The sequence below is a fragment of the Solibacillus sp. FSL K6-1554 genome, assembly GCF_038005185.1.
In the GTDB taxonomy this organism is placed as follows: Bacteria; Bacillota; Bacilli; order Bacillales_A; family Planococcaceae; genus Solibacillus; species Solibacillus silvestris.
The window spans coordinates 2,652,534-2,678,090 of sequence record NZ_JBBOSS010000001.1 but is presented as its reverse complement, the minus strand read 5'-3'; the positions used below and the strand labels follow the sequence as shown (position 1 = coordinate 2,678,090).

Here is a 25,557-nt window from a genome sequence, read left to right as displayed (position 1 = left end):
ATTGCTTAAAAAACTCATTACCGTATTGATAGCAATTACAATTGCTTTAGCGATCTTACCAACAGTGCAAAAAGCTGAAGCAGCATCGAATACATATACATTTATGAAAGCGAATTATAATGAAACAGAAGATAAGAAGGGAAATGTCACACGAACATTAAAAAGTGTCATATTAAAAAATAGTGCAGGCAAAACTGCAACATTTAACCTTGCCAATACTAGTAAATACTATATTAATAGTACGCTGACAACGATTGATGGATTTAAAGCAGGCATGAGTGTCACGATAAAAGTAAACTTGGGCAAAATTACGGAAATGCGTGGCTCTACAAATGTAGAAGGCGGTTCAATCGTCGAAAACAGCAAACAAGTAACCGGTGTTGTCACACAAATTGATCCGAACGGTTTGCAGCTACGTGTAAAGGTCGACGGTTCCTCAACTAAAAATTATTCAGTGACAAACAATACGGAAGTTTTCAAAGGAAACTCATCTGTAGATTTAAGCACACTTTATGTTGGAGACCGTGTCCGTCTAAAATTTGCAACAGCCAATACTTCCCGTATAGCTGAAATTACAATTATGAGCACAGCAAATATGGTAGCGGAATTATATAAAGCAGATTTAAATACAGTTAATACAAACAAAAATACGCTAAATGTTAAAAATGCGCATCCTTTACTAAACTGGCGCTTTGGAACAGTAAAAACGAAAACACAAGCAACATTTAATTTTACGAACAGTACAAGCATTTACGTAGGAAATAAAAAAATCTCAAAAAGCCAATTAAAAAAATATAATAATAGCGAGCTTTATTTTGTAACAAAAACTCAGTTCAGCAAAGAAGTAATCGATAAAATTATCGTATTAGCTAAAAATGAGCGTACATTCTATCAACCTATTACAAGTGTCAATCTTGGTGTGAACACACTGCAACTTAAAAATTCATTAAAATTAAATTATCATAACGGTTCAATCTTGATTCGCAATGGCCGTTTAGTTGAACCTGAAGGACTTATTGCCCTTGATTTAGCGCAAAATCCAATATCGACAACGGCATTTGTATTAACAGATGGGGCGATTAAGAGTGATTATGCCCATATCGTCAATATAACAAATGATGGTTATTTAGCACCGAATCTATCAAAATACAAACTTTACTTTGGTCGAATTAATGTGGCGGACTTAGATGCATATGAAGTGGAGTTATCAGACTTACAACGTTTCGATAATCATTTCTGGAATACGGATAATTCCATTGCATCATTTGCTTACAGTAATTCAACAATCGCCTCAGAACTGGATGGAACAAAGCAATTTAAAGTCATTCCGGAACTGGATCTCGATTTGTATGATAATTACACAAATTCACCAAATCCATATTACGGATACTTCTTTGTAAATGATGGTCATATTGAGGGCATTCATTTTGTGCCAAATGAAAAACTGGCTACGTTAACATTAACTGGCCGTGTAAGTTCGATTAATTTCAATACGAAAAAGATATCGGTTGTTAACACCAGCCAGTGGAACAAAGATGGTCACTGGAGTTACCGATTCGGTTCACTTTCGCTCGACCTATCAAAAGCAATGGTTATTAAAGATGGGGAAGTAATCGACATATCTGATATTAAAAAAGCAGATCATGTTACAGCGATTGCACGTTCAACATCGGAAGTTTATGTATTATTAGTAAACTAATTAAAAAGGCATGCGGGACCGGTTTCTCGCATGCCATTTCATAATAAGTGAATCATAAAGAAATGAGGGACAAATTTGTGAGAAAGAAACTTTGCTTCACCTTCCTAGTGGCATGCTCATTTTTTCTGATGCTGCTCCCTTCATCAAGTTCCGCACAATCTATTGATCTAACAGGCGGCATAAAAAACGAATATGAGTATGAAGAATACTTTTTCTTAACAGGAAAGCCGATTAAATTTACAGGGACAAATAAAAATATAACGATATCAACGAGGGAATCTAAAGGCAAGTTAACCGAAACATATAAGTTTACGTTGGCAGGGCCAAATGGGGAAAAGCTAACACGGAATTTTACGTATACATACGATGTCACAAACTATGACCAAGTTGGGCAAAGTTCGGCAACGGGTGAAGTTACAAAATTTACTGAAAAAATTACGGTTGGTGACAGAACCTATACATTGGCCGATTACCAGCTTTCTAAAAGTACGATTACAGACAAGCGTCCGGCATCCGACTATTATTCAGGAAATGCGATTGCACGTAAAACATATACCGAAACGACAGGACGTAGCAAAGATGCCGTTACAAAAACAATTACAGTACATGTAGATAGCCGCAATGAAGGATATGAAAACTTCTGGGGGGCTACTGAAACACAAATTACGGATTTCGAGATTGAGTTTGATGATGGAACGATTGGTACAGTGAAAAACAAAGTATCAACATCCAAGTCGCGAACATTGGAATATAACGAAAATGATGCATCGTTATCTAGTTTTAACGGTAACTATAAAACGATTAGCTCTGCTGATTCATTATCGGAATATGAATACGACTTGCCTGCTAGTGAAGGAACAGTCGCAAGCAACATCGACTATATGCCAAAGCTTGAAATGCTGAAAATTCCAAAATTCCGAGATTTATCTTCGAACTGGGCACGCGTGCAAATTGAGAAACTTTATTCACTGGGCATATTAGATGATCAATCGAACTTCTACTCACCCAATACACCTGTTCAGCGCTATGATTTTGCAATTGCCATTGGTAAAGCAATCGATCTGCGTGTATTGGAAGAAACGAACCGCAAAAAGACACAGCCATCTATTTTTAAAGACGTGAAACGTACAGTAAAAGATTACAATTACTTAGTGGCAACGGTTGATAAAGGCGTTATTAAAGGGAAAACACCAACAACATTCGATCCGGACGGTTTTTTAACACGTCAGCAGGCAGCGACAATTTTAGTACGCGCACTTGGGCTGGAAGGTAAAGCACCTGAGCCTGGCTATACTACAGACTATAAAGATGATTACAAAATTACGGATTATGCACGCGATGCGATTTATGTCGCAACGCAGTTAGGGTTAATGTCAGGAAGTGAAGGGTATTTCAATCCGAAAGCTACATTAACACGTGCACAATCTTCTGCAATCATTGAACGATTTTTACGTTATTTAGAAACAGATTTAAAAGAAAATTACCGAGACAATATTCTGTTTTTTAACTAAGGGGTTGCAAACATGAGTAAAACAAAGAAACTAATGGCCATGCTGCTATGTTGTCTTCTAGTATTCTCCGTAGTATTTCCGTTCGGTGCTACGGAAACGGAAGCTGCAAGTAAGCAAATTTCGGATATATCGAAAAAAAATTCGAAGTATAAAGCAGCCAAATGGACAATAGATAATGATTATTTGCAGTTGTACAAAGGAAACAAATTCCAGTCCGGAACACTCGTAATGGAATGGCAAATGCTGCAGTTTTTGGCGAAGATGGACAAAAACTATCATTTCAGTACAAATGATAAAGATATGCTCTATGAATATTATGGCGACTTGAATATTCCGTTATATGGTGTAAATAATAAATCGAAACGCAATGCCAATATTTCACGCGGACATTTTGCGCGGCTTTATGCGGCGGTAAATGGTCTTGATTTATCCGAGATTCAGGCGGTCAGATATTTGTATATGAACGAAATTACGACAGGTACAACAGGAAAGCAAACATACGAGGACTATAAGCCGACACGCAATATTAATCGCGGTGATATGGCAGTCTTCATGTACCGAATCAATCAGCAAGGGAAACTGGCAATTGAAGGTCTGGCAAGTACACCTGCTGGCAAAGATAATAATAAAATTACATTACCGGTAAACTTTGTTGAGAGTAAAAACGGCACTGTGACAATACCGACAACACCAGGTGAAAATACGGATGATAAAACGACACGTCCGGATGTTTATAAAGCAGTTAAAAAAATAAATGTAGAAAACGAGGAACTTACAGCAAACGGTGTTGATTCCACATTAATCACAATTGATCTGCGAGATAGCTACGGCAATGACATTTCATATGATGAATCATTGGCATTTAAAGTAACTTCAAAAGCAGGGGCAAAAGTTTCCGAAACGAATACAAGTACAAGCGGTCAATCCACAACGGTCTATACCGATGGACCACAGCTTAGCGTATATGTAACGGCACCAGCTTTAACGAAGTCAGTAGTGGATACAATTCGCTTTGAGATGATTAATCCATCAGAAAAGTATTACACATACAAAAATCAGGTGATTGAAGCGTCTGTGCGCTATGTGCCAAAAGCAGAACTTCGTATTTCTTATGAAGTGTTCGATCCTGAACAGACAGAGTGGAATGGCGGAACGGTTGACCCTGGCGTTAGACCTTTACCGGCATTACCTCAAGGTGTTGTAGGGACAACGACAGTACCATTTACACAAAACGGGGTTATAACAATCTCAAACTACGATCCGGACTTAAAAGTGATGACAGGGTCTAAATGGGAAAGCTATACAACTGCTGACGGAAAACTGACACAAGGCCAGGTTACTTCCAAGGAAATTCAATACGGGAATGCAGATTTGAAGCTGGAAGGTCAAATTATATCGGTTTGGCTGTTTGAACAAATTCTTGACTATATGATTGAAGGACCAAAAGAGGAATCTTCTTGGGGCGGTCTCGGCAGTGCTAAAGTAATGTACACGGTCAACAATGAGGGACGCGCGACATATGATTTGCAAGGTGTCATGAGTGAAGAAGATACGGAAGCATTCGATTCAATGCTCCATGCGGTCATTATTTATTTGACAGACAAATTTTTACCGATTGCAGACCAGGTAACATTAGCACATGAAGAATCGGTAGAGGTCATTAAGGCGATGTATGATCGTTTAGGCCAAATCGACAAAAACTTACTGCGAAAAGATTATGCGGATATAATCGGGAAGCTCGAAGGTGCCGTTGCAAAAATTAAGGTTTTGCTTGCAGGTAAAGAGCTGCAGCAGCGTCCGGAAGGCATGGACCGATATACAAAAGTAATCGTCAACCTTGTCGCACCAGGCGGGGTTATTATTACCGATTATAAAGGCACGGTGGAAGTAACTTTCAACGGCAAAACACGTGTCGTATCATTCGATACAAATACGAAAGACTATAATAACGGCACAGGCAGCCGCGGATCCGCGGTAGTTTACTTTGATGATATTTTATACGGTAAAGCGCAAGTAAAGGCGCGGTTGATCGATTTGGATCCACGTTACGATAAGGTCGTTCAAAGCCTGAAAAATACAACGGTCTCTGAACAAATCTTTGCCAACCCGCGTTATGAAAACAATTTATGTTCCGTTGAATCGGAAGTTATGTTTGTTGTAGACCACTCTGGTTCGATGAAAGCACGCGATGCGAAAAATTATACAGCGAATAAAGTGAAGCAAACGATTAAACAAATCGGGGCAAACCCTAGTCATGTATATCGCTTTAATAATCGTCCAAATCACGAAGCAACAGACAAAGCGGATATTGTTTCAAGTATCGATAGTTTGTTAACGTATAAAAATGAAAACCGATCGACAAATATTGTGAAAGCCCTTGAAACAGCAATCGGTAATTTCACGACAAACCAGTATACGAGCAAAGCTATTGTACTAGTTACTGACGGTTATTCGAACAGCAATGGACTCGAACAGGTGCTGAGAGATGCAAAACTAAAAGGAATTGCAATTCACACTGTCTCTGTTGGGTCATATACAACGGTAAATGAGAAACTACTGAAAGATATTTCGTCCGAAACAAATGGCACATATCAAAATATTACATCGATTGAAAACTTGCACGGCTCTTTGCAAGCAATCATTACGACAATTTTATGTAAAACACCTGTTATGAATAATAGTTGTCTAGTAGGGGATACAATCTTTAACAATACCGATGTTCGTATCGAAACATCAAAAGTAACAATCCTGGCAGATGTAAATACAGGATGTGACAATGTAAAAGGTGTTCGCGTTGTCTTCATTTCACCGAGTGGGGATGTTAAATACGACTTGCCTGCACGAGGTTCTTCTCGTTATATGCATCGACCGAACCTTTATGAGTTCCCGGAATTTGATTTATATGTAGAGGTTGAATTCCAGGCAATTGATGCAACCGGCAATATTATTGGGACTAAAATTCATAATATGTGACAAAATAGAGGCTCACTTATAAAGTGAGCTTCTTTTTTAGTTTGAATGATTGAAATCTGTGTCGAACTTTGTTAAACTTACATTAGAATAATTCTAATTTAACAATTCCCGATTCATTTTGGAATGGACTTCATCTTGCTCTCTTTGGGACAAGATGTATTTTTCTGAAGTTAGGGTATATATACAAAGGTTCAGTTATCCGCTGACAATTTAAAAGTTGTTTTTGGATTTAATTAAGTAGGTTTAGTATATACTTTCATGTCATGTTCACAAACTAAACTAGAATCATGCTGCAATTATGTTACAATAAAATCTATGAATTAGAACGTGTGAGGTGTGGGGATTCATGCATACATTAGTAGTAGGCCTGAATTATAAAACAGCGCCAGTAGAAATTCGTGAAAAGCTCTCGTTTATCGAATCGGATCTTCCGAATGCTATGGAAGCGCTACAAAAGCAAAAAAGCATATTGGAAAATGTAATCATCTCTACTTGTAACCGTACAGAAATTTATGCGGTTGTTGATCAATTACACACTGGTCGCTATTATATTAAACAATTTTTGGCGAACTGGTTTAACATACCGATGGAACAGTTTGAGGATCACTTATTCATCCGTGAAGAAGATGATTCATTGAACCATTTATTCCGTGTAACGGCTGGTATTGATTCAATGGTGCTTGGAGAAACGCAAATTTTAGGACAAGTAAAGAAAAGTTTTTTACAAGGTCAGGAAATTGGTACAACTGGTACAGTTTACAACCAACTATTTAAACAGGCAGTAACATTTGCAAAACGTGCCCATAGTGAAACAGCGATTGGGGAAAATGCTGTTTCTGTTTCTTATGCTGCCGTAGAGCTTGCCAAAAAAATCTTTGGTTCCTTGAAAGATAAGCATGTAGCCATTTTAGGTGCCGGTAAAATGGGCGAACTTGCAATTCAAAACCTATACGGAAATGGTGTAGGAAAAGTAACGGTTATTAACCGTACATTTGAAAAAGCCCAAAACTTGGCATCGAAATTTGATGGAGATGCGAAAGCAATGAATGAACTTCAATGTACGCTGCTGGAAGCTGATATTTTAATCAGTTCAACTGGGGCAACAGATTATGTCATCGATTATGACTTAATGAAAGATGTAGCGAAATTCCGTAAAGGCGATCCTTTATTTATGGTCGATATTGCGGTACCGCGTGATTTAGATCCGCGTATTGGCGATGTGTCCAATGTATTCCTGTACGATATTGATGACCTTCAAGGAATTGTACAAGCAAACTTGGCTGAACGTGAACGTGCGGCAAATGAAATTACAGCGATGATTCAAGAGGAAATTATTCAATTTAAAGATTGGTTTAATACACTTGGTGTTGTTCCTGTTATTTCTGCCTTACGCAAAAAAGCGGCATCTATTCAAGAAGAAACAATGTTGAGTATCGAAAACAAAATGCCGAATTTAACAGAGCGCGAACGCAAAATTTTAAACAAGCATACAAAATCGATTATTAACCAGCTATTGAAAACGCCGATTCTACAAGCAAAAGAACTTGCAAACGAGAAAAATGCGGAAGCACAGCTTGCATTGTTCCAGCAAATCTTCGGTATTGAAGATGAAGTGCAGCATGAAGTTCAGCAATTACGCCCGGAAGTGAAAAGAAGTGAAACAGCAAAAGAGGTAACCTTAAAACCAGGGTTATCTTATTAATTGAACAATAGCCAATAGACATTGAGCCTTATTGAAGCACTTTATTCAAATAAAACATAAGCGTTTTCGTATCTATATGGTAAAATTATAGATAGCGAAAGCGCTTTTTTAGTAAGTTTCCATCAGGAGAAGGGTGCATATGACAGAAATGGTAATGACAAGATTATATGAGCTCATGATCATTCTCTATGGGCTCTGTATCGTACTATATTTCACAGACTATCTTTATAAAAATATAAAATTCAGACGTGTAGCTTTTTGGTTTGTTTCTATTGTTTGGGTGTTACAAACTTTATTTATCGTCTTATTTATCATTGAAACGAAGAGATTTCCGATTTTATCGTTGTATGAAGGAGTATTCTTTTATGCATGGCTCTTAACGACACTTTCTATCGTCCTTCATTGCATTGTACGAGTAGATTTACCAGTGTTTTTTATTAATGTATTGAGCTTTGTATTTATGACAATCCATTTATTTGCGCCGCAAACGAACGATCAGATTGTCGGTGATTCATTAGTTTCTGAAATGCTGCTAATCCATATTAGTTTTGCGATTGTGTCATACGCAGCTTTTTCTGTTGCGTTTGTCTTCTCGCTGCTATATTTAATTTTATATCGCATATTAAAACGAAAAAAGCTTACTAATTTATGGTCACGTTTGCCAAGTTTACAGCAAATGGTGAAATGGATTAATTTATCAACCATTATTGGTATTCCATTGCTATTAATAAGTTTAATTTTAGGATTAGAATGGGCATTTTTAACATTAGAGAATGTTTCAATTTTCGATGTGAAAATATTAGGTTCGTTTATCGTATCGATAGTTTACTTAATTATTTTCTTGCTGCATCAGAGAGGAAAATTAATTGGCATGGTATATGCTAAAGTGCATGTTTATTTATTTTTACTCGTAGTCATTAATTTCTTCCTCGGCAGCAAATTATCAAATTTCCATCTGTGGGTTTAGCAGAATAGAAAGGTCGGAGTAACGTGAGAAAAATTATTGTAGGATCCCGAAAAAGTAAATTAGCATTAACACAAACAAACTGGTTTATTAATGAGCTAAAAGAGGCTGGCGTACCATTTGATTTTGAAGTTAAGGAAATTGTAACAAAAGGCGACCGCATTTTAGATGTACAGCTTTCTAAAGTTGGCGGTAAAGGACTATTCGTTAAAGAAATCGAGCAAGCTCTATATGATAAAGAAATCGATTTTGCCGTGCACTCGATGAAAGATATGCCTGCCGTATTGCCGGAAGGGTTGATCATTGGCTGTATCCCTCCACGAGAAGATGCGCGCGATGCCTTTATTTCAAATGGTCATGTGAAATTTGCTGATCTGCCAAAAGGGGCAATCGTTGGAACGAGTTCATTACGTCGTAGCGCACAATTATTACAAGCACGTCCAGATCTTGAAATTAAGTGGATTCGCGGAAATGTCGATACACGTCTAAAAAAACTGGAAACTGAAGATTTCGATGCGATTATTTTAGCTGCAGCAGGCTTGAAACGACTTGGCTGGAGCGATGAAGTCGTTACGGAATATTTAGATACAGATATTTGCCTTCCGGCAGTTGCACAGGGTTCATTAGGTATTGAATGCCGTGCGGATGATACGGAGCTGCTTGAACAACTGACAAAATTAACAGACGCCACTACATGGGCTACAGCACATGCCGAGCGTTCATTCTTAGCTGCAATGGATGGCGGCTGCCAAGTCCCGATTGCTGGCTATGCAACAGTAGAAGGTGACACAATTACTTTAACTGGTCTAGTGGCAGCACCGGATGCTTCTGTAACGTATAAAGAAACGTTGACAGGTACAGATGCGGATGCGGTTGGTAAAGCAGTTGCCGCAAAATTAACAGAGCAAGGTGCCTTTGACTTAATTCAAAAAGTAAAGGCTGAGTTAGATGCCGAGTAATGCACTCTTAGGAAAAACATTGATTATTACAGGGTCGGCTGTTGTAAGAACTGTAGAGCAATTGATTGAGCAACATCACGGGAAAGTTTATAATTATCCATTAATCGAAACAGTAGAAAAGATTTCTAAGGAAGATAAATTCTATCTTCAGGAATTACAGGCCTATCATTGGCTCATTTTTACGAGTCAAAATGCGGTGAAAAGCTTTGTCGATAAATGTATACGGCATGAACAGACGATTCCTGCAACAATGAAAATTGCAGCTGTCGGTGAAAAGACAGCTGCTTTATTAAAGGGGCACGGCTATAAAATTCATTTTATGCCAACTGTTTACAGTGCTGATGTATTTGTGAAGGAATTTTCAATGATGCCAGGGGAACGTGCACTATTTATACGCGGATCGAAGGCGAAAAAAACGATACACAAAGGTACCGGAGCAGATGAATGGACCGTTTATGAAACACGTCCGTGCAGTATATATTTTGCGCAGTTAACACAGTGCCTGCTGACCGAAAAACAACCGATTGTAATATTCGCCAGCCCTTCTGCGGTTGATATTTATGCTGAGCATATTGTGCCGCATGTAGCTTGGCAAAATGTGAAATTTGCATCGATTGGTCATGTAACAACAGCGGCCCTTGAAAAGCATGGGGTACAGCCAATGGTGCAACCGAAAATCTATACGATGCAAGCTGTAATTGAACAGCTCATCCTGGAGGAACAGACAAAATGACAGAACTATATTTCCAACGTCACCGTCGCTTACGTCAAAATGCAGCGATGCGTGCACTCGTAAAAGAAACATACCTACAAAAAGAAGACCTTATTTATCCGTTGTTTATTATTGAAGGTGAAAATATTAAAAACCCTGTAAGTTCAATGCCGGGCGTGTTCCAGTTATCATTAGATAATTTGGCTGCTGAAATGGATGAAATTGTAGATCTAGGCATTCGTGCGGTATTACTGTTCGGAATTCCTGAAGAAAAGGATGCAGTCGGCACTGGTGCTTTCCATGATCATGGGATTGTACAGAAGGCGACGCGCTTAATTAAAGAGCGTCATCCAGAGCTTCTAGTCGTAGCAGATACTTGCTTATGTGAATTTACGGACCACGGTCATTGTGGTGTCATTGAAGGCGAACAAGTTTTAAATGATCCATCACTTGATGTGTTGGCACGTACAGCAGTTTCTCAAGCAAAAGCCGGTGCTGATATTATTGCTCCGTCAAACATGATGGACGGCTTTGTAACGGCAATTCGTGCAGGTTTGGATGCAGCAGGCTTCCAGCATATTCCGATTATGTCGTATGCGGTGAAATACGCTTCAAGCTATTACGGACCATTCCGTGAAGCAGCGGAAGGGGCACCACAATTCGGTGACCGTAAAACGTATCAAATGGATCCTTCCAATCGAATGGAAGCGATTCGTGAAGCAACTTCCGACGTTGAAGAAGGTGCAGATTTCCTAATCGTGAAACCGGCATTAGCATATTTGGATATTATCCGTGATGTGAAAAACAGCTTCCCGCTGCCTGTTGTGGCATATAATGTTTCAGGCGAATATTCAATGGTAAAAGCAGCTGCACAAAATGGCTGGATTGATGAAAAAGCAGTTGTACTAGAAACATTATTAGGTATGAAACGTGCAGGTTCGGATTTAATCATTACTTATCATGCAAAAGACGTCTGTCGTTGGTTGGAGGAAAAATAATATGCGTAGTTATGAAAAGTCAAAAGCAGCATTCACAGAAGCGGTTGATTTAATGCCAGGAGGAGTAAACTCTCCTGTACGTGCATTTAAATCAGTAAACTTGGATCCGATATTTATGGATTCAGGCAAAGGTGCAGTTATTAAAGATATCGATGGCAATGAATATATTGACTATGTCCTATCGTGGGGTCCGTTAATTTTAGGACATGCACACCCGGAAGTTGTTTCGGCTATTCAGGATCAGGCAGCTAAAGGCGCATCATTTGGTGCACCAACTGTTTCCGAAAACAAATTGGCGAAACTTGTAATGGACCGTTTGCCGTCAATGGAAATGATTCGTTTCGTATCATCAGGAACAGAAGCAACAATGTCTGCACTTCGCTTAGCGCGTGGATTTACAGGACGCGATAAAATTTTAAAATTTGAAGGTTCATATCACGGTCATGGGGATTCGCTGCTTATAAAAGCGGGTTCGGGTGTTGCGACGCTTGGTTTACCTGACTCACCTGGTGTTCCGGCTGATATTGCCAAAAATACACTAACGGTTGCATACAATGACTTGGAATCAGCAAAATTAGTATTCGAAAAATTCGGCGCTGATTTGGCGGCAGTTATTTTAGAACCGGTTGCAGGCAATATGGGTGTTGTTCCGCCACAGCCAGGTTTCCTGGAAGGGTTGCGTAAGCTGACAGAAGAAAATGGAACGGTTTTAATTTTCGATGAAGTAATGACAGGCTTCCGTGTAGACTATGGCTGTGCCCAGGAATATTACGGAATTACACCTGACCTTACTTGTTTAGGGAAAGTAATCGGCGGAGGTTTACCGGTTGGTGCATTTGGCGGAAAGCGTGAAATTATGGAAAAAATCGCTCCGGCAGGCCCGATTTATCAAGCAGGCACATTATCAGGTAATCCACTTGCTATGACAGCCGGCTATGAAACATTAAGCCGCTTAAACAAAGACTCTTATGAATACTTCCGCAAGCTAGGAGACCAGTTGGAAGAAGGTTTCCGTGCAGCAGCGACGAAATACAATATTCCACATACAGTGAATCGCGCAGGGTCGATGATTGGTTTCTTCTTTACAAACGAAGATGTAATTGATTTTGATTCGGCAAAAAGTTCGGATTTAGAGCTATTTGCTGAATACTTTAAACTGATGGCTGAAGAAGGAATTTTCTTGCCGCCTTCACAATTTGAAGGACTATTTATTTCAACAGCGCATACGGAAGAACAAATCGCAAAAACAGTTCAGGCATTCCATAATGTCTTTGGAAAATTAGCACGATAATTAAATCATAAATTCCCTTTCTATGCATAATGTAAGCGTAGGGAGGGGATTTTTTATGCAACAGTGGGAAATGAAAGAGACATTTACATTTCCAAAGCAATTAGGAAATGTTCAAGAGAATTCTAAAATAGTAGTAGAACCGAAATGGCATGAAGAAATTAATGAAGATTCCGTCGTAGTAAGAGGAATTTATGTAGTAAAAGGAAATATTCAATTTGATCATGTAGCACGCGAGGATGAAACGGAGGAAGGTATCTATATCGAGCATATGGATATTGAAAAAGATCATGGTTATTTCGAATATGCCCTGCCTTTTTCAGTAGATTTTCCAAACGATGATATTGAATCTGTCTCACTTCGCATAAATGACATAAAAGTAGAACCAAATAATGGCTACTGCTCATGCAGCTGGGCTGTCCATTGTGATGTGGAAAAGAAAGTACAAGCAATAGCTGGAGTTGAGAAGCCCGCACCAGTTGAAGAAATCGTTTTGGAGCAAAAGCCTGTAGAAGAAGTACAACCCCGACTTCAAGCGGAAAAAGAAGTAGAAGCAGAAGTAGAGGTAGAATCAACGCAGCTGGCCCAAACCGTTCCACATGAGCTTGACTTCCTGGAACAGTTGGCCGATGCGTATAGCCGTGTACAAATACAAATAAAAAAATAAATAAATGTTCCGTAAGAATTGAAGCTTACGGAACATTTTTTTGTTAAATGAAATCTGTGAGCAATAAGTAAGTAAATAAAATTAGAAGGGCCAGCAATAATATATCACCCGTTGTCGGAAGCAAGACCGTTCGGATCGCCTGAAAAATCGTAATCGGCAAAATACAATGGCGCATAAAGAAACGGAATTTTCTCAGCCATGGAGGCAATAAATATGGATTGTAGTTTTTTCGCAATGTCCAGACTCCTTTTGCATAGTATATGTGAAGAGAACGGATAACGTGTTAAAGTATATTCGCCATTCGTGCTTGATATTTCATTAAAAACAGCTTAAAATAAAGTGCAACTATATAATTGAAGCGAAGATTAGGAAGAGTACGTATGAGATCGATGGCAAGAGAGGAAACGGTAGCTGAAAAGTTTCTCCATCAACCATGCAGAAGGTAGCCTAGGAGCTGACTTAGTGAACCAACAGTAGCTAGGATCCGGTTAAACACCGTTATCGAATGAAGTGCCGAAAAGCTTAAGGGAAATTATGCGAGCGCATGACGGGGAAATGCTGAAAAGATGCATTTGCCAGTCAAGGAACGACGAAGCGAAGCAACGACAATGAACAAATAGTTCGTGAGGATTGCCGAGTGGAGACGAAGAATGCGAACGATTGAATTAAGCCGCTCGGAAATAAAGGTGGTACCGCGAATTAACTCCCTCGTCCTTTTTTAAGACGAAGGGAGTTTTTTTATGTCCAATAATAAGGTGACAAAGGAGAGATTCATCATGACGGAAATTACAATGCCAACAAAATACGATCCGCAGCAAACTGAAGCCGGCCGCTATGAATGGTGGTTAAAAGGCAAATTTTTCGAAGCAGATCCAACAAGCGATAAGGAACCATACTCTATCGTTATCCCACCGCCAAACGTAACAGGTAAGCTGCACCTTGGCCACGCTTGGGATACAACATTGCAAGATATTTTAATTCGTATGAAACGCATGCAAGGATATGACGCACTATGGTTACCGGGTATGGACCATGCGGGTATTGCGACACAGGCGAAAGTAGAAGAAAAATTGCGCGGTGAAGGTATTACCCGCTATGATCTTGGCCGTGAAAAGTTCCTTGAAAAAACATGGGAATGGAAAGAGGAATACGCTTCTCACATCCGTGCACAATGGTCGAAATTAGGTTTAGGCTTAGACTATTCAAAAGAGCGTTTCACACTCGACGATGGTTTATCGGATGCTGTAAAAGAAGTATTCGTTAAATTATACGAAAAAGGCTACATTTACCGTGGTGAGCGTATTATTAACTGGGACCCAGCTGCCAAAACAGCCCTTTCAGACATCGAAGTAATTCACAAAGAAGTAGAAGGCGCATTCTATCATATGGAATACCCGCTTGCTGATGGTTCAGGTAAATTACGCGTTGCAACAACTCGTCCGGAAACAATGCTAGGTGACTCTGGTGTAGCTGTACACCCGGAAGATGAGCGCTATGCACACTTAGTAGGGAAAACTGTCATTTTACCTATCGTAGGTCGTGAAATTCCAATTGTAGCAGATGACTATGTAGATATGGAATTCGGTACAGGTGTTGTAAAAATGACACCGGCACATGACCCGAACGACTTTGAAGTTGGTAATCGTCATAACTTAGAACGTATTTTAGTAATGAACGAAGATGGTACAATGAATGACTTAGCTGGTAAATATGCGGGTATGGATCGTTTCGAATGCCGTAAGCAAATTGTTGCGGATTTGCAAGAGGCAGGCGTATTAATAGAAATCGAGCCACATGTACACCAAGTAGGCCACTCAGAGCGTACGAATGCTGTTGTAGAACCATACCTTTCTAAGCAGTGGTTCGTAAAAATGGCTCCACTAGCTAAAGAAGCATTAAAAATGCAAGCAGATGAAAATGAAAAAGTAAACTTCGTACCAAATCGTTTTGAAAACACATATAACCGCTGGATGGAAAATATCCATGACTGGTGTATTTCACGTCAATTATGGTGGGGTCATCAAATTCCAGCTTGGTACAACAAAGAAACAGGCGAGCTTTATGTAGGAAAAGAAGCACCTGAAGATGCTGAGAATTGGACACAGGACGAAGATGTTCTTGATACGTGGTTCTCATCTGCTTTATGGCCGTTTTCTACAATGGATTGGCCAAATGAAGAATCTGAAATGTTCAAGCGCTACTACCCGACAAATACGTTGGTAACGGGCTATGATATCATCTTCTTCTGGGTAAGCCGCATGATTTTCCAAGGGAAAGAATTTACAGGCGAGCGTCCATTTAAAGACGTTTTAATCCATGGTTTAGTTCGTGATGCTGAAGGACGCAAAATGTCTAAATCTCTTGGGAACGGGGTTGACCCGATGGATGTAATCGACCAATATGGTGCGGATTCATTGCGTTACTTCCTTGCAACAGGTTCATCTCCAGGTCAAGATTTACGTTACTCTACAGAAAAAGTAGAATCTACATGGAACTTCGTAAATAAAATCTGGAATGCTTCTCGTTTTGCATTGATGAACATGGAAGGCCTAACATTTGAACAAATCGATTTAACAGGTAACCTTTCTACAGCGGATAAATGGATTCTTTCACGCTTGAACGAAACGATTGACCGTGTAACAACTTTATCTGATAAATACGAGTTCGGTGAAGTAGGCCGTGAACTTTACAACTTTATCTGGGATGACTTCTGTTCGTGGTATATCGAAATGGCGAAATTGCCGTTGTATGGTGAAGATGAAGCAGCTAAATTAACGACACGTTCAGTTCTTGCGTACGTTTTAGACAATACGATGCGTTTACTGCACCCATTCATGCCATTCGTAACAGAAGAAATTTGGCAGCACTTGCCACATGAAGGTGAGTCTATTACGGTAGCTGCATGGCCGACTGTAAACCCAGCATTCAACTTTACGGCAGAAGCAGGCGATATGCAGCTGTTAATGGATATTATCCGTTCAGTACGTAATATTCGTGCAGAAGTGAATACACCAATGAGCAAAAAAGTACCGATGACGATTTCAGCAAAAGACGAACAAACATCGGCAGTGCTTGAAGTGAACAAAGGCTATATTGAAAAATTCTGTAACCCGGATGGCTTAACAATCGGGGCGAATCTTGAAGCACCAGCACAAGCAATGTCAGCAGTAGTTTCAGGCGCAGAAATCTTCATGCCACTTGCAGGCTTAATCAATATTGAAGAAGAAATCGCACGTCTTGAAAAAGAACTCGACAAATGGGCTAAAGAAGTAAAATTAGTTTCTGGAAAGTTATCAAATGAACGATTCGTTTCAAAAGCACCGGAAGCATTAGTAGCAACAGAGCGCGAAAAACTGGCGGATTATGAAGCAAAATACGCAACAGTTGAAAAACGCATTGCAGAACTGAAAAACATGTAATGCCAAAGAGAGGTACCGTATAATGGTACCTCTTTCTTTTAATTCAGCTATAATAAAATATATTACATATTAGCCGTATTAGGGAGAGAACATAATGTTTCAATCGATGGAGCAGTGCACAAATTTTATTTTTAAGTTAAAAGCAAGCCAATATAAAGGCGAACCATTACAGTCGGCGAAGATTATCCTGGATGCACTTGGCAATCCGGAACAAAAAACGAAATTCATTCATTTTGCAGGTTCCAATGGAAAAGGTTCAACATTGAATGCAACGCGTGAGATTTTAATCGAGCATGGCTTAACGGTCGGTGCCTTCATATCTCCGCATTTAGAGCGTGCGAATGAACGGGTGACGATCAATAAACAGCAAATTTCCGATGAGGACTTTTTACGTATTGCAAACGAGATTGCGGAAGTTGTTGGAAATAAATTGGACGGAAAGTTTCCAAGCTTTTTTGAGTTCATGACATTACTTGCCCTAAAATACTTTTCGGAGCGATCATTGGATATCGCTTTGCTTGAAACCGGGATTGGCGGACGTTTGGACTCGACAAATGTTGTGACCCCGGAAGTGAGTGTTATTACTACGATATCGCTTGAACATACAGATATGCTAGGGGAAACGTATGCGGAAATTGCCGCAGAAAAAGCCGGAATTATTAAGCAAGGTAAGCCGGTCGTTGTCGGAGTAGAAAATCTGGAAGCGCTAGCGGTAATTCAACAAACCGCAGCACAACAGCATGCACCGATTTATACGATAAGCGAACACTTTTATGTAGAGAATCAAAAAGGTGCTTTTTTTGACTACAGAGGCAATATCAGCATTGACAAGATTGAACTTGCGATGGCAGGGGAACATCAAAAGGCGAATGCCGCGCTTGCCATTACGGCAGCCGATTTATTCCTTTCATCGTTTGATGCACAAAAAGTAAAACTGGCCTTGCAGCATGCAAAGTGGGAAGGGCGTTTTGAACGGGTACGCCACAATGTCATTTTAGACGGTGCCCATAATTCGGAAGGGACGACTGCCCTCATTAAAACTTTGAAAGATACCGCGCCGAAGCATAAAGTGAAGTTTGTCTATGCTGCATTACAGGACAAGGATCATGCAGTAAGTATAAAGTTAATGGATGATGTCGCATCTGAAATGCACTTCACACAAATTGATCTGCCGCGAGCAGCAACAGCGAAGCAGTTATTTGAACAAAGTACACATTCAAAAAAGTTTATGCATTCAAACTGGCAGGTGCTAATTGAAAAAGAAATGGATCATTTGGCTGAAGACGAGCTGCTCGTTATTACCGGCTCTTTGTATTTTATCGCTGAAGTGCGCAGTCTGTTTATAGAAAGAGAGTGGATTTCATGATTCCATTACTGGAAGTATATAAAGAGCGTTGGCAAGTGGAAAGTGAACAAGCGATCAAGCCGGGTTTGGAGGCAATTGAATTCGCGCTCCGTAAGTTAGGTGAGCCACAAAAACAACTGAATGTCGTTCATCTAGCGGGAACGAACGGAAAAGGTTCAACATTGGCTTTCATTGAAGGGATGGCACGGGAATACGGGTTATCGGTCGGGAAATTCATGTCACCTTGCATTGTGGATGTTCATGACCAAATACAGGTTGATGGCCGTCCAATCACGAATGAACAGATGGATCGGATGTTTCAGCAATTGGCGAAAGCGGGGCTTAGCGGAAAACTAACAGACTTTGAACTGTTGACGGCAGTTGCGCTTTTATATTTTGCTGAGCAAAGTCCGGACTTAGTATTAATCGAAGCAGGCATGGGCGGCAGAGAAGACAGTACAAATGTTGTGACACCGATTGTTTCGGTAGTACCGAGTATTGCTTTGGAACATACGAATTTTTTGGGCAATACATTAACGAGTATCGCGTATCATAAAGCCGGTATATTGAAAGAAAACCGTCCTGCTGTCGTTGGGGATATGACAGAAGAGGTTACGGAAGTTTTCGAAAAAGAAGCCATTCAAAAAAATGTGCTATTATCCAAGTTTGGAAAGGATTTTTTCGTTACAAAACTTGATGGGACAGAAACGTATGAGTACCCATTACAGCAAATTACTATTTCCGATTTACAGCGTCAGCTATTGGGGAAACATCAAGGGCATAATATGGTATTGGCCATTACTGCATTTCTGGAAGTTATAAAGAAATTCGAACTGCTGCTAGATGTTCAAAAAATCCGCAATGGTGTGAACAATGCAACACTTGCCGGGCGCTTTGAACAAATTCGCCCCAATCTTTATTTTGACGGAGCGCATAATCCTGCAAGCATTCAGTCATTGGTTGATACGGTTAAAGAGAATTTTCCAAATAAGCGAATTGAATTTATTATCGGGCTACTGGCGGACAAGGATATCAAAACAATTCTGCAGTTATTGGAAGAAGTTGGTGATGCTTTTTATTTCGCCAATATTCATAATGAACGTGCAATGCAGGCAATGACTCTTTACGAACTTAGTCAAGCGAAGGAAAAACAAATAATAGATGATGTAAACGAATTTTTACAAGGTTTAGTAAAAGGTGACACGGTTCGAATTGTAACCGGCTCACTTTATTTACTAAGTGAAATTCGACGAAATATGCACTGATGCAGCTGGAGAAACGGTTCCTACAGGAAAAGCACGATGCCTGTGACTCCAAGGTCACGAGTGCCCGTGGAAAGCGTCCAAACTGATTTGCAAAGCAAATTAATAGAACCAAACGGACTTCAATTGCAAATAATGAGGAATAATAGCGAAAACTTTTTAGAGGGAGGCGACAGCAGTCTCCTCTTTTTTTATCGCTATTTTGCTATTATTGTATGAAAAAGAGATGGAGCTGTGGCAACGATGAAAGCTTTAAGGAATAATGCCATTTTTCAAGCAATGTTCATTGGAAGTATTACAGGGCTTGCTGGCGTCATACTATTTGTTTTTATTCTGCAACTACCGACGACAACCGAAGAAGCTGCAGAAACAATCCCGACAGTTCAAACACCCGAGGAGCAGCAAGTACAGCAACAGTATTTTGCGTTGCAGCATGGTGTTTTTTCAAATTTTGATAGTGCAGCACAATTTTTAGGCACTTATCCTACGCTAAATAAGGCAGCAGTTGTTAAAGTGGACGAGCAGTATTTTGTCTGGTCCCGACTGGACACAGAAAAAGTGGAAACAGCATTAACGATTGTACCGACCGGATTTTATAAAAAAATTACGATTATGAGCAGCTGTCCTAATCCTGCAGAATTTCAGCTGCCGGTCACATTGAAAGATTCGAAAATGTTCTCATTGGAAGATAAAGAAGCAATTGACAAACAACAAGTGCCAAAAGACTGGACGGCACTTATGACGGAAGTTTCTAAGCTTTCCACGAATCCGAATGTTGTTCGTCTGCATATGTTTATAAATTATTTTGAGAGTTTGGATTGCTTGAAAGTAACATTTTAATCAATGTAAACATACAGAAATCTTGTTTTTGTATATTTGCAACTAGAGTTGGCTGTTGTCCAAATTTCCTTTTCTCGGTTACTATAGTGGGTAGGAGGATTGGAAATGAATTTTACTACAAATGAACAACTAATATTAGCTTCTGCTTCACCAAGGAGAAAGGAACTGCTTCAAATGCTGAATATCCCGTTTACCATTGTGACGAGCGATGTTGTTGAAACAAGCGTAACAGTCGATACGGCTCGTGAATATGTGACAGAAGTGGCATTGTTGAAAGCACGTGATGTGGCCAAGAAATGTCAGGGGAAATGTATTATCGGAGCGGATACAATTGTTGTGTTTAATAATCAAATACTGCACAAGCCTGTTTCGGAGGAAGAAGCCATAGAGCATCTAACAAAGCTTGCCGGGAATCGCCATGAAGTAATGACTGCTGTAGCCCTTATTTTGGCTGACGGAACAGAGCATACTTTTGTAGAAGTAACATCCGTACTATTTAAAGAAATTTCTCCGCAATTGATCAAGGCCTATGTTCAGACAGGAGATCCATTCGATAAAGCAGGCGGATACGGAATTCAAACGAGTGGCGCCATGCTCGTTGACCGTATTGAAGGGGACTACAATAATGTCGTCGGTTTACCGATTGCTACATTAGTTCAAAAAATGCTTACATTACAACTACTAAAACTACCATTTTAGGAGTGATGTAAATGACGGTCCAACCGTTATTGAATATGAAAATCCATGATGTTCATGAATCAGACCGCCCGCGTGAACGCCTCATCCGCCAAGGAGCAAAGAGTCTGTCAAATCAGGAACTGATCGCCATCTTGCTCGGGACCGGGACAAAAAGAGAGTCTGTGTTGACCGTAGCTAACCGGGTACTGATTAACTTCGAAAAATTGCATAATTTAAAGCATGCAACACTGGAAGAAATAACAGAGATAAAAGGAATTGGAGAAGCAAAAGCGGTTTTACTGCTCGCTGCGATTGAACTGGGAAGACGACTTGCGTCGAGAGATTTAGAAGAACGCTTTACTATTCGATCTCCGGAAGATGCAGCCACCTTTTTAATGCAGGATATGACGTCCTTACAGCAGGAACATTTTGTCTGTCTCTTTCTCAACGTAAAAAATCAGGTGCTTCATAAGCAAACAATCTTTGTTGGCAGCTTGAATGCCAGCATCGTCCACCCTCGGGAAATATTCCGCGAAGCTGTAAAACGTTCCGCTGCTTCTATAATCTGTTCCCACAACCATCCAAGCGGCATCCCGACACCAAGTCCGGAAGATATTGATGTCACAACAAGACTTTATGAAGCAGGTAAAATAGTCGGGGTCGACTTGCTCGACCATGTTATCATCGGTGATCATCAGTTTATAAGCATGAAAGAAAAGGGATATTTCTAATTCTAAGGAATCCTAAGCAACTGGACAAACGTATTAAAGCGTTTGTCTTTTTATTTTGCAGTTATTTAATCACGAATTAACAGGTAGTAAGACGAAATCAGAATACTGTAAAAACCCAATGGATCCCTAAGTGCTGTCACAGGATGGGACGGTTTTAGATTGTGTTCCCTCTAATTCTGGGAGGTAGAAAACCCCCACTGATAGAAGTTTCAAATTATTACATTGCGATAACAATTATTACGGATTTAAAAATTCGTCGACAATTTTCGCAATTGCAACTTTTATTTGTTATATTCGTCATAAGCATGTGGCGATTTTGTTAAATCTTACATATTAATTTTATTTGTTTCGTAACGGAAATAGAAATACAATAGTAAAGTAGTGTTGTAGAAAAAAACATTCGACAAAAGTCGCGATTCGGTGCTTGTAACACTATAATTTTTTGATGTAATTCGTTATAATAGAGCGTATGATTTTGCTAGCATCATAAATTAGAAATCGTTTTAATAAGAAAGGGAGTACTTAATTTGTTTGGATTAGGGAATAAAGATGTCGGGATTGATCTTGGCACAGCTAATACATTAGTATTTGTAAAAGGTAAAGGAATTGTATTACGTGAACCATCAGTAGTAGCGAAAAATACAAAAACTGGCGATATTGTAGCAGTCGGAAACGACGCAAAAAATATGATCGGTCGTACACCGGGTTCAATCGTGGCAATCCGCCCGATGAAAGATGGCGTTATTGCTGATTTCGAAATTACAACAGCAATGATCCAATATTATTTAAAAGAAGCAATGAAAGCATCGGGTTCTAACTGGAAGAAACCGAATGTCATGATTTGTGTGCCGTATGGTATTACTTCGGTTGAGCAACGTGCTGTTATTGATGCAAGTCGTCAAGCGGGTGCAAAAGAAGCATTTACAATTGAAGAACCATTTGCTGCAGCAATCGGGGCAAACTTGCCGGTATGGGAGCCAACAGGTTCGATGGTAGTTGATATCGGTGGAGGTACAACAGAAGTAGCTGTTATTTCTCTAGGCGGTATTGTAACAAGTGAATCAGTACGTGTCGGTGGTGATGCAATGGATCAATCCATTATCGCCTACATCCGTAAAACATATAACTTAACAATTGGTGAGCGTACAGCAGAAAGCATCAAAGTAGAAATCGGTACAGCACTTGCTGAAGGACCTGCTGAAACGATGGAAATTCGCGGACGCGACTTGTTAACGGGTTTACCAAAAACAATTGAAATTACATCAGATGAAATTTCAAAATCTTTACATGAAGCGATTGTTGTTATTTTAGATGGTGTTAAGAAAACATTGGAACAAACACCACCTGAATTATCTGCAGACGTAATGGAGCGTGGTATTGTTTTAACAGGCGGTGGCGCATTATTACGTAATTTAGATAAAGTAATCAGTGATGAAACAAAAATGCCTGTATTTATTGCTGAAGATCCGCTGGATTGTGTTGCAATCGGAACGGGTAAAGCATTGGACAACATCGCTTTAATTCGCGCACAACAACTGAAGTAAGGAGGACTGGCAGTGCCACATTTTTCTAATAAAAAGTTAATTGTCCTATTAGTAAGCGTGATTTTTCTAGTGGCATTGATTGGTTTCTCTTTACGTGATCGTCATAACGCAACATTACCCGAGAAAATTATTAAAGATACAGTTGGCTTTGCACAATCCCTTGTCGCAAAGCCGGCTAATTACATAACAGGTATTTTTAGCAATATTGATTCGCTGTTAAATACGTATGAAGAGAACCAGCGCTTAAAAATGCGTCTAGAAGACTTTGCCGTGCTAAAGGCAGAAGTGAGTACTTTAAAGGCCGAAAATTCTTCATTGCGTGAACTCGCATCAATCGAGGAAAGTTTGCGTGATTTCGACCCAATTCAGGCGACGGTCATCGCGAGAAACCCTGATCAGTGGGAAGAAAAAATTATTTTAAACAAAGGGACAGCACATGGAGTTGAAAAAAACATGGCTGTTATGACTTCTCGAGGGCTAGTTGGTAAAATAGTCATCGCAACACCTTATACTTCAGAAGTGGAACTGCTTTATACGAATAATGAAAACTATCGTGTGTCAGCGGTTGTACATGATGAAAAGAATAAGGAAATTCATGGTTTAGTAGAAGGTTATGACGTTGAGCGTAACGAATTACTATTAAAGCGTATCGATTCTAAAGTGGAACTTAAAGAAGGCGGTAAAGTATTGTCTTCCGGACTAGGGGGAATCTTCCCGAAAGGTATCTTAATCGGTGAGATTACAGAAGTGACAACTGATGACTTCGGTTTAACGAAAATGGCCTATGTCAAACCAGCAGCAGATTTTTCAATGATCGAGCATGTTATTATTGCTAAGCGCAAAACAATTTCGGTAGATGGTTCTGATGGCGGCAGTACAAATGAAGATTTAGTAAATGGACCGGCCGATGAAAATGAGGGGGATAAGTAATGCTCGCTCGATTTTTAATTGGCTTCGTTGCTGTCTTGCTGTTTTTACTTGAATCGGAGTTTGCCGTATTCTCCCCATTGCAGTTGGGTGAAGGAATCTATTATTTGATTCCGCGTTTTTTAATTTTATATTTAATTTTTCTGTCCATTTATTACAGCCGAAAAAAAGCCATGATTTATGGTCTTATTTTTGGACTTTGTTTTGATGTGTTTTATATTAATATTATTGGTCTTTATACGGTTTTATATCCTGCTATCTGTTATATAGCGGCATGGTGTGTAAAACGTGTTCATCCACATCTAGTATTTTCTACGATTTTGGCATTATTGCTGATGATTGTTTTCGAATTTGTTGTATATGAATTTTTCTATATGCTCCAATTTACAACGATGGCGCTTCAGCCGTTCCTAGTGAATCGGTTAGTTCCGACAACAATTGGTAATCTATTATTTTTGATAATGCTTGCATGGGCGTTTAAATATTGTCTTAACGCACGTGTATTTCAACGGGCACAATAGCATTTTAAAAAAACGAAAAGAAACAAAGCGGATCCATAATCCGGTTGTTTTCTTTTCGTTATTATGTAGCGCGAGGTGACTTGAAAAAGCTATGAAAAAACAACTTATCCATATTAAAGGAACAAAAGATGGGTTAGTACTTCGTTTGGATGACCAATGTTCTTTTACAGAGTTGGTAGAAGAACTTGGAAAAAAAGTTACAGACGGCCATCTTGATGGTAAAATAGATGTACAATTACACTTAGGTAAACGTTACTGTACACAAGAACAAAAAGACCAGCTTACTGAAATTGTGGAAAGGCAGCAAAAGCTATGTGTGAAGAAAATTCAAAGTGATGTTATTACATTAGAAGAAAGCCATAAACTGCTTGAGACTAGTCGCTTTGAAACATATGTAGGAATTGTGCGTTCCGGACAAACGATTCGTGTTACTGGCGATATTCTTGTGTTAGGTGATGTCAATCCAAACGGACGTATTGAGGCAGGGGGTAATGTACATATTGCGGGTAAGTTAAAAGGCATTGTGCATGCAGGCATGGATGGCAATGAACAAGCAATTGTATCCGCGTCACATTTTGAACCAACACATATATTGATTGGGAATTATGTGGAAGTAATGACGAACGAGTCGCAATATATATTAGACAATACCGATCAGATTTTTGCCTATCTTGGAGAAAATAATGTAATAGCATATGATAGAATCCAGGAAATAAGAAATGTACGACCGAATTTATCAACATTCAAAGGAGGAAGCTAAATGAGTGATGAAGAATTATTATTCTCTAAGAATACTGATGAAACTGGAGCTCAAAAA

At 39.5% G+C, this 25,557-nt stretch carries 21 protein-coding genes and 1 other annotated feature; of the genes, 20 read left to right on the top strand and 1 reads right to left on the bottom strand.

What is annotated here, in order from left to right:
- Position 1: 1 nt before the first annotated feature.
- From MHB58_RS13345 to MHB58_RS13300, 10 genes are all read left to right on the top strand, one after another.
- Positions 2-1,699: a phosphate ABC transporter ATPase gene (locus MHB58_RS13345; RefSeq protein WP_340735401.1), complete on the top strand. Its 1,698-nt coding sequence runs from the start codon at positions 2-4 to the stop codon at positions 1,697-1,699.
- A 77-nt stretch (positions 1,700-1,776) separates the two neighbouring features.
- Positions 1,777-3,210 (top strand): S-layer homology domain-containing protein, encoded by a 1,434-nt coding sequence (locus MHB58_RS13340; protein ID WP_340735400.1) that lies wholly within the window; start codon positions 1,777-1,779, stop codon positions 3,208-3,210.
- A gap of 12 nt (positions 3,211-3,222) precedes the next feature.
- Entirely contained in the window at positions 3,223-6,183 is a 2,961-nt protein-coding gene (locus tag MHB58_RS13335) for a vWA domain-containing protein (protein ID WP_014823252.1), read from the top strand.
- Positions 6,184-6,529: 346 nt separating this feature from the next.
- Positions 6,530-7,885, top strand: coding sequence for a glutamyl-tRNA reductase (gene hemA / locus MHB58_RS13330; RefSeq protein ID WP_008405180.1), 1,356 nt, complete (start codon positions 6,530-6,532; stop codon positions 7,883-7,885).
- 139 nt (positions 7,886-8,024) lie between these two features.
- Positions 8,025-8,852: a cytochrome c biogenesis protein CcsA gene (gene ccsA / locus MHB58_RS13325; protein WP_008405182.1), complete on the top strand. Its 828-nt coding sequence runs from the start codon at positions 8,025-8,027 to the stop codon at positions 8,850-8,852.
- A 23-nt stretch (positions 8,853-8,875) separates the two neighbouring features.
- Positions 8,876-9,808, top strand: coding sequence for a hydroxymethylbilane synthase (gene hemC, locus MHB58_RS13320; RefSeq protein WP_014823253.1), 933 nt, complete (start codon positions 8,876-8,878; stop codon positions 9,806-9,808).
- Positions 9,798-10,541, top strand: coding sequence for a uroporphyrinogen-III synthase (locus MHB58_RS13315; RefSeq protein WP_340735399.1), 744 nt, complete (start codon positions 9,798-9,800; stop codon positions 10,539-10,541). Before hemC ends, MHB58_RS13315 begins: the two co-directional genes overlap by 11 nt.
- Positions 10,538-11,518 (top strand): porphobilinogen synthase, encoded by a 981-nt coding sequence (gene hemB, locus MHB58_RS13310; RefSeq protein ID WP_014823255.1) that lies wholly within the window; start codon positions 10,538-10,540, stop codon positions 11,516-11,518. The genes MHB58_RS13315 and hemB overlap by 4 nt, the downstream gene beginning before the upstream one ends.
- A gap of 1 nt (position 11,519) precedes the next feature.
- Positions 11,520-12,809 (top strand): glutamate-1-semialdehyde 2,1-aminomutase, encoded by a 1,290-nt coding sequence (hemL, locus tag MHB58_RS13305; protein WP_340735398.1) that lies wholly within the window; start codon positions 11,520-11,522, stop codon positions 12,807-12,809.
- 55 nt (positions 12,810-12,864) lie between these two features.
- A complete protein-coding gene (locus MHB58_RS13300) occupies positions 12,865-13,473 on the top strand; it encodes an alanine racemase (protein WP_340735397.1) in 609 nt (202 codons plus the stop codon).
- A gap of 43 nt (positions 13,474-13,516) precedes the next feature.
- On the opposite strand, the gene MHB58_RS13295 is transcribed toward MHB58_RS13300, so the two are convergent.
- Complete coding sequence (locus MHB58_RS13295; RefSeq protein WP_014823256.1) at positions 13,517-13,708, bottom strand: hypothetical protein; 192 nt, start codon at positions 13,706-13,708, stop codon at positions 13,517-13,519.
- Between the two features lie 117 nt (positions 13,709-13,825).
- Positions 13,826-14,192 (top strand) — a binding site (T-box leader).
- Between the two features lie 57 nt (positions 14,193-14,249).
- Between MHB58_RS13295 and MHB58_RS13290 the strand changes: the two genes are divergently transcribed.
- The 10 genes from MHB58_RS13290 to MHB58_RS13245 all read left to right on the top strand — a co-directional run bounded on the left by MHB58_RS13290 (position 14,250) and on the right by MHB58_RS13245 (position 25,500).
- Positions 14,250-16,892, top strand: coding sequence for a valine--tRNA ligase (locus tag MHB58_RS13290; protein ID WP_340735396.1), 2,643 nt, complete (start codon positions 14,250-14,252; stop codon positions 16,890-16,892).
- 94 nt (positions 16,893-16,986) lie between these two features.
- A complete protein-coding gene (locus MHB58_RS13285; RefSeq protein WP_340735395.1) occupies positions 16,987-18,258 on the top strand; it encodes a bifunctional folylpolyglutamate synthase/dihydrofolate synthase in 1,272 nt (423 codons plus the stop codon).
- Positions 18,255-19,502: a bifunctional folylpolyglutamate synthase/dihydrofolate synthase gene (locus MHB58_RS13280; RefSeq protein ID WP_340735394.1), complete on the top strand. Its 1,248-nt coding sequence runs from the start codon at positions 18,255-18,257 to the stop codon at positions 19,500-19,502. Before MHB58_RS13285 ends, MHB58_RS13280 begins: the two co-directional genes overlap by 4 nt.
- Positions 19,503-19,742: 240 nt before the next feature.
- Positions 19,743-20,339, top strand: coding sequence for a translation initiation factor 2 (locus tag MHB58_RS13275; RefSeq protein ID WP_340735903.1), 597 nt, complete (start codon positions 19,743-19,745; stop codon positions 20,337-20,339).
- A gap of 105 nt (positions 20,340-20,444) precedes the next feature.
- On the top strand, positions 20,445-21,038 hold the full coding sequence (locus MHB58_RS13270) for a Maf family protein (RefSeq protein ID WP_014823332.1): 594 nt from the start codon (positions 20,445-20,447) through the stop codon (positions 21,036-21,038).
- Positions 21,039-21,049: 11 nt separating this feature from the next.
- A complete protein-coding gene (gene radC, locus MHB58_RS13265) occupies positions 21,050-21,748 on the top strand; it encodes a RadC family protein (protein ID WP_008405196.1) in 699 nt (232 codons plus the stop codon).
- A gap of 527 nt (positions 21,749-22,275) precedes the next feature.
- A complete protein-coding gene (locus MHB58_RS13260) occupies positions 22,276-23,292 on the top strand; it encodes a rod shape-determining protein (protein ID WP_008405197.1) in 1,017 nt (338 codons plus the stop codon).
- Between the two features lie 12 nt (positions 23,293-23,304).
- Positions 23,305-24,222 carry a rod shape-determining protein MreC gene (gene mreC, locus MHB58_RS13255; protein WP_008405198.1) on the top strand — a complete coding sequence of 306 codons (918 nt, stop codon included), beginning with the start codon at positions 23,305-23,307 and terminating at the stop codon, positions 24,220-24,222.
- On the top strand, positions 24,222-24,740 hold the full coding sequence (mreD, locus tag MHB58_RS13250) for a rod shape-determining protein MreD (RefSeq protein WP_008405199.1): 519 nt from the start codon (positions 24,222-24,224) through the stop codon (positions 24,738-24,740). The genes mreC and mreD overlap by 1 nt, the downstream gene beginning before the upstream one ends.
- Positions 24,741-24,831: 91 nt before the next feature.
- Positions 24,832-25,500: a septum site-determining protein MinC gene (locus tag MHB58_RS13245; RefSeq protein ID WP_014823334.1), complete on the top strand. Its 669-nt coding sequence runs from the start codon at positions 24,832-24,834 to the stop codon at positions 25,498-25,500.
- Positions 25,501-25,557: the final 57 nt, after the last annotated feature.

Bases quoted from the DNA above. Each gene is read 5' to 3' on its own strand.
- MHB58_RS13335 (WP_014823252.1), top strand. From the start codon at position 3,223: ATGAGTAAAACAAAGAAACTAATGGCCATGCTGCTATGTTGTCTTCTA.
- hemA (WP_008405180.1), top strand. From the start codon at position 6,530: ATGCATACATTAGTAGTAGGCCTGAATTATAAAACAGCGCCAGTAGAA.
- ccsA (WP_008405182.1), top strand. From the start codon at position 8,025: ATGACAGAAATGGTAATGACAAGATTATATGAGCTCATGATCATTCTC.
- MHB58_RS13315 (WP_340735399.1), top strand. From the start codon at position 9,798: ATGCCGAGTAATGCACTCTTAGGAAAAACATTGATTATTACAGGGTCG.
- hemB (WP_014823255.1), top strand. From the start codon at position 10,538: ATGACAGAACTATATTTCCAACGTCACCGTCGCTTACGTCAAAATGCA.
- hemL (WP_340735398.1), top strand. From the start codon at position 11,520: ATGCGTAGTTATGAAAAGTCAAAAGCAGCATTCACAGAAGCGGTTGAT.
- MHB58_RS13300 (WP_340735397.1), top strand. From the start codon at position 12,865: ATGCAACAGTGGGAAATGAAAGAGACATTTACATTTCCAAAGCAATTA.
- MHB58_RS13290 (WP_340735396.1), top strand. From the start codon at position 14,250: ATGACGGAAATTACAATGCCAACAAAATACGATCCGCAGCAAACTGAA.
- MHB58_RS13285 (WP_340735395.1), top strand. From the start codon at position 16,987: ATGTTTCAATCGATGGAGCAGTGCACAAATTTTATTTTTAAGTTAAAA.
- MHB58_RS13280 (WP_340735394.1), top strand. From the start codon at position 18,255: ATGATTCCATTACTGGAAGTATATAAAGAGCGTTGGCAAGTGGAAAGT.
- MHB58_RS13275 (WP_340735903.1), top strand. From the start codon at position 19,743: ATGAAAGCTTTAAGGAATAATGCCATTTTTCAAGCAATGTTCATTGGA.
- MHB58_RS13270 (WP_014823332.1), top strand. From the start codon at position 20,445: ATGAATTTTACTACAAATGAACAACTAATATTAGCTTCTGCTTCACCA.
- radC (WP_008405196.1), top strand. From the start codon at position 21,050: ATGACGGTCCAACCGTTATTGAATATGAAAATCCATGATGTTCATGAA.
- mreD (WP_008405199.1), top strand. From the start codon at position 24,222: ATGCTCGCTCGATTTTTAATTGGCTTCGTTGCTGTCTTGCTGTTTTTA.
- MHB58_RS13245 (WP_014823334.1), top strand. From the start codon at position 24,832: ATGAAAAAACAACTTATCCATATTAAAGGAACAAAAGATGGGTTAGTA.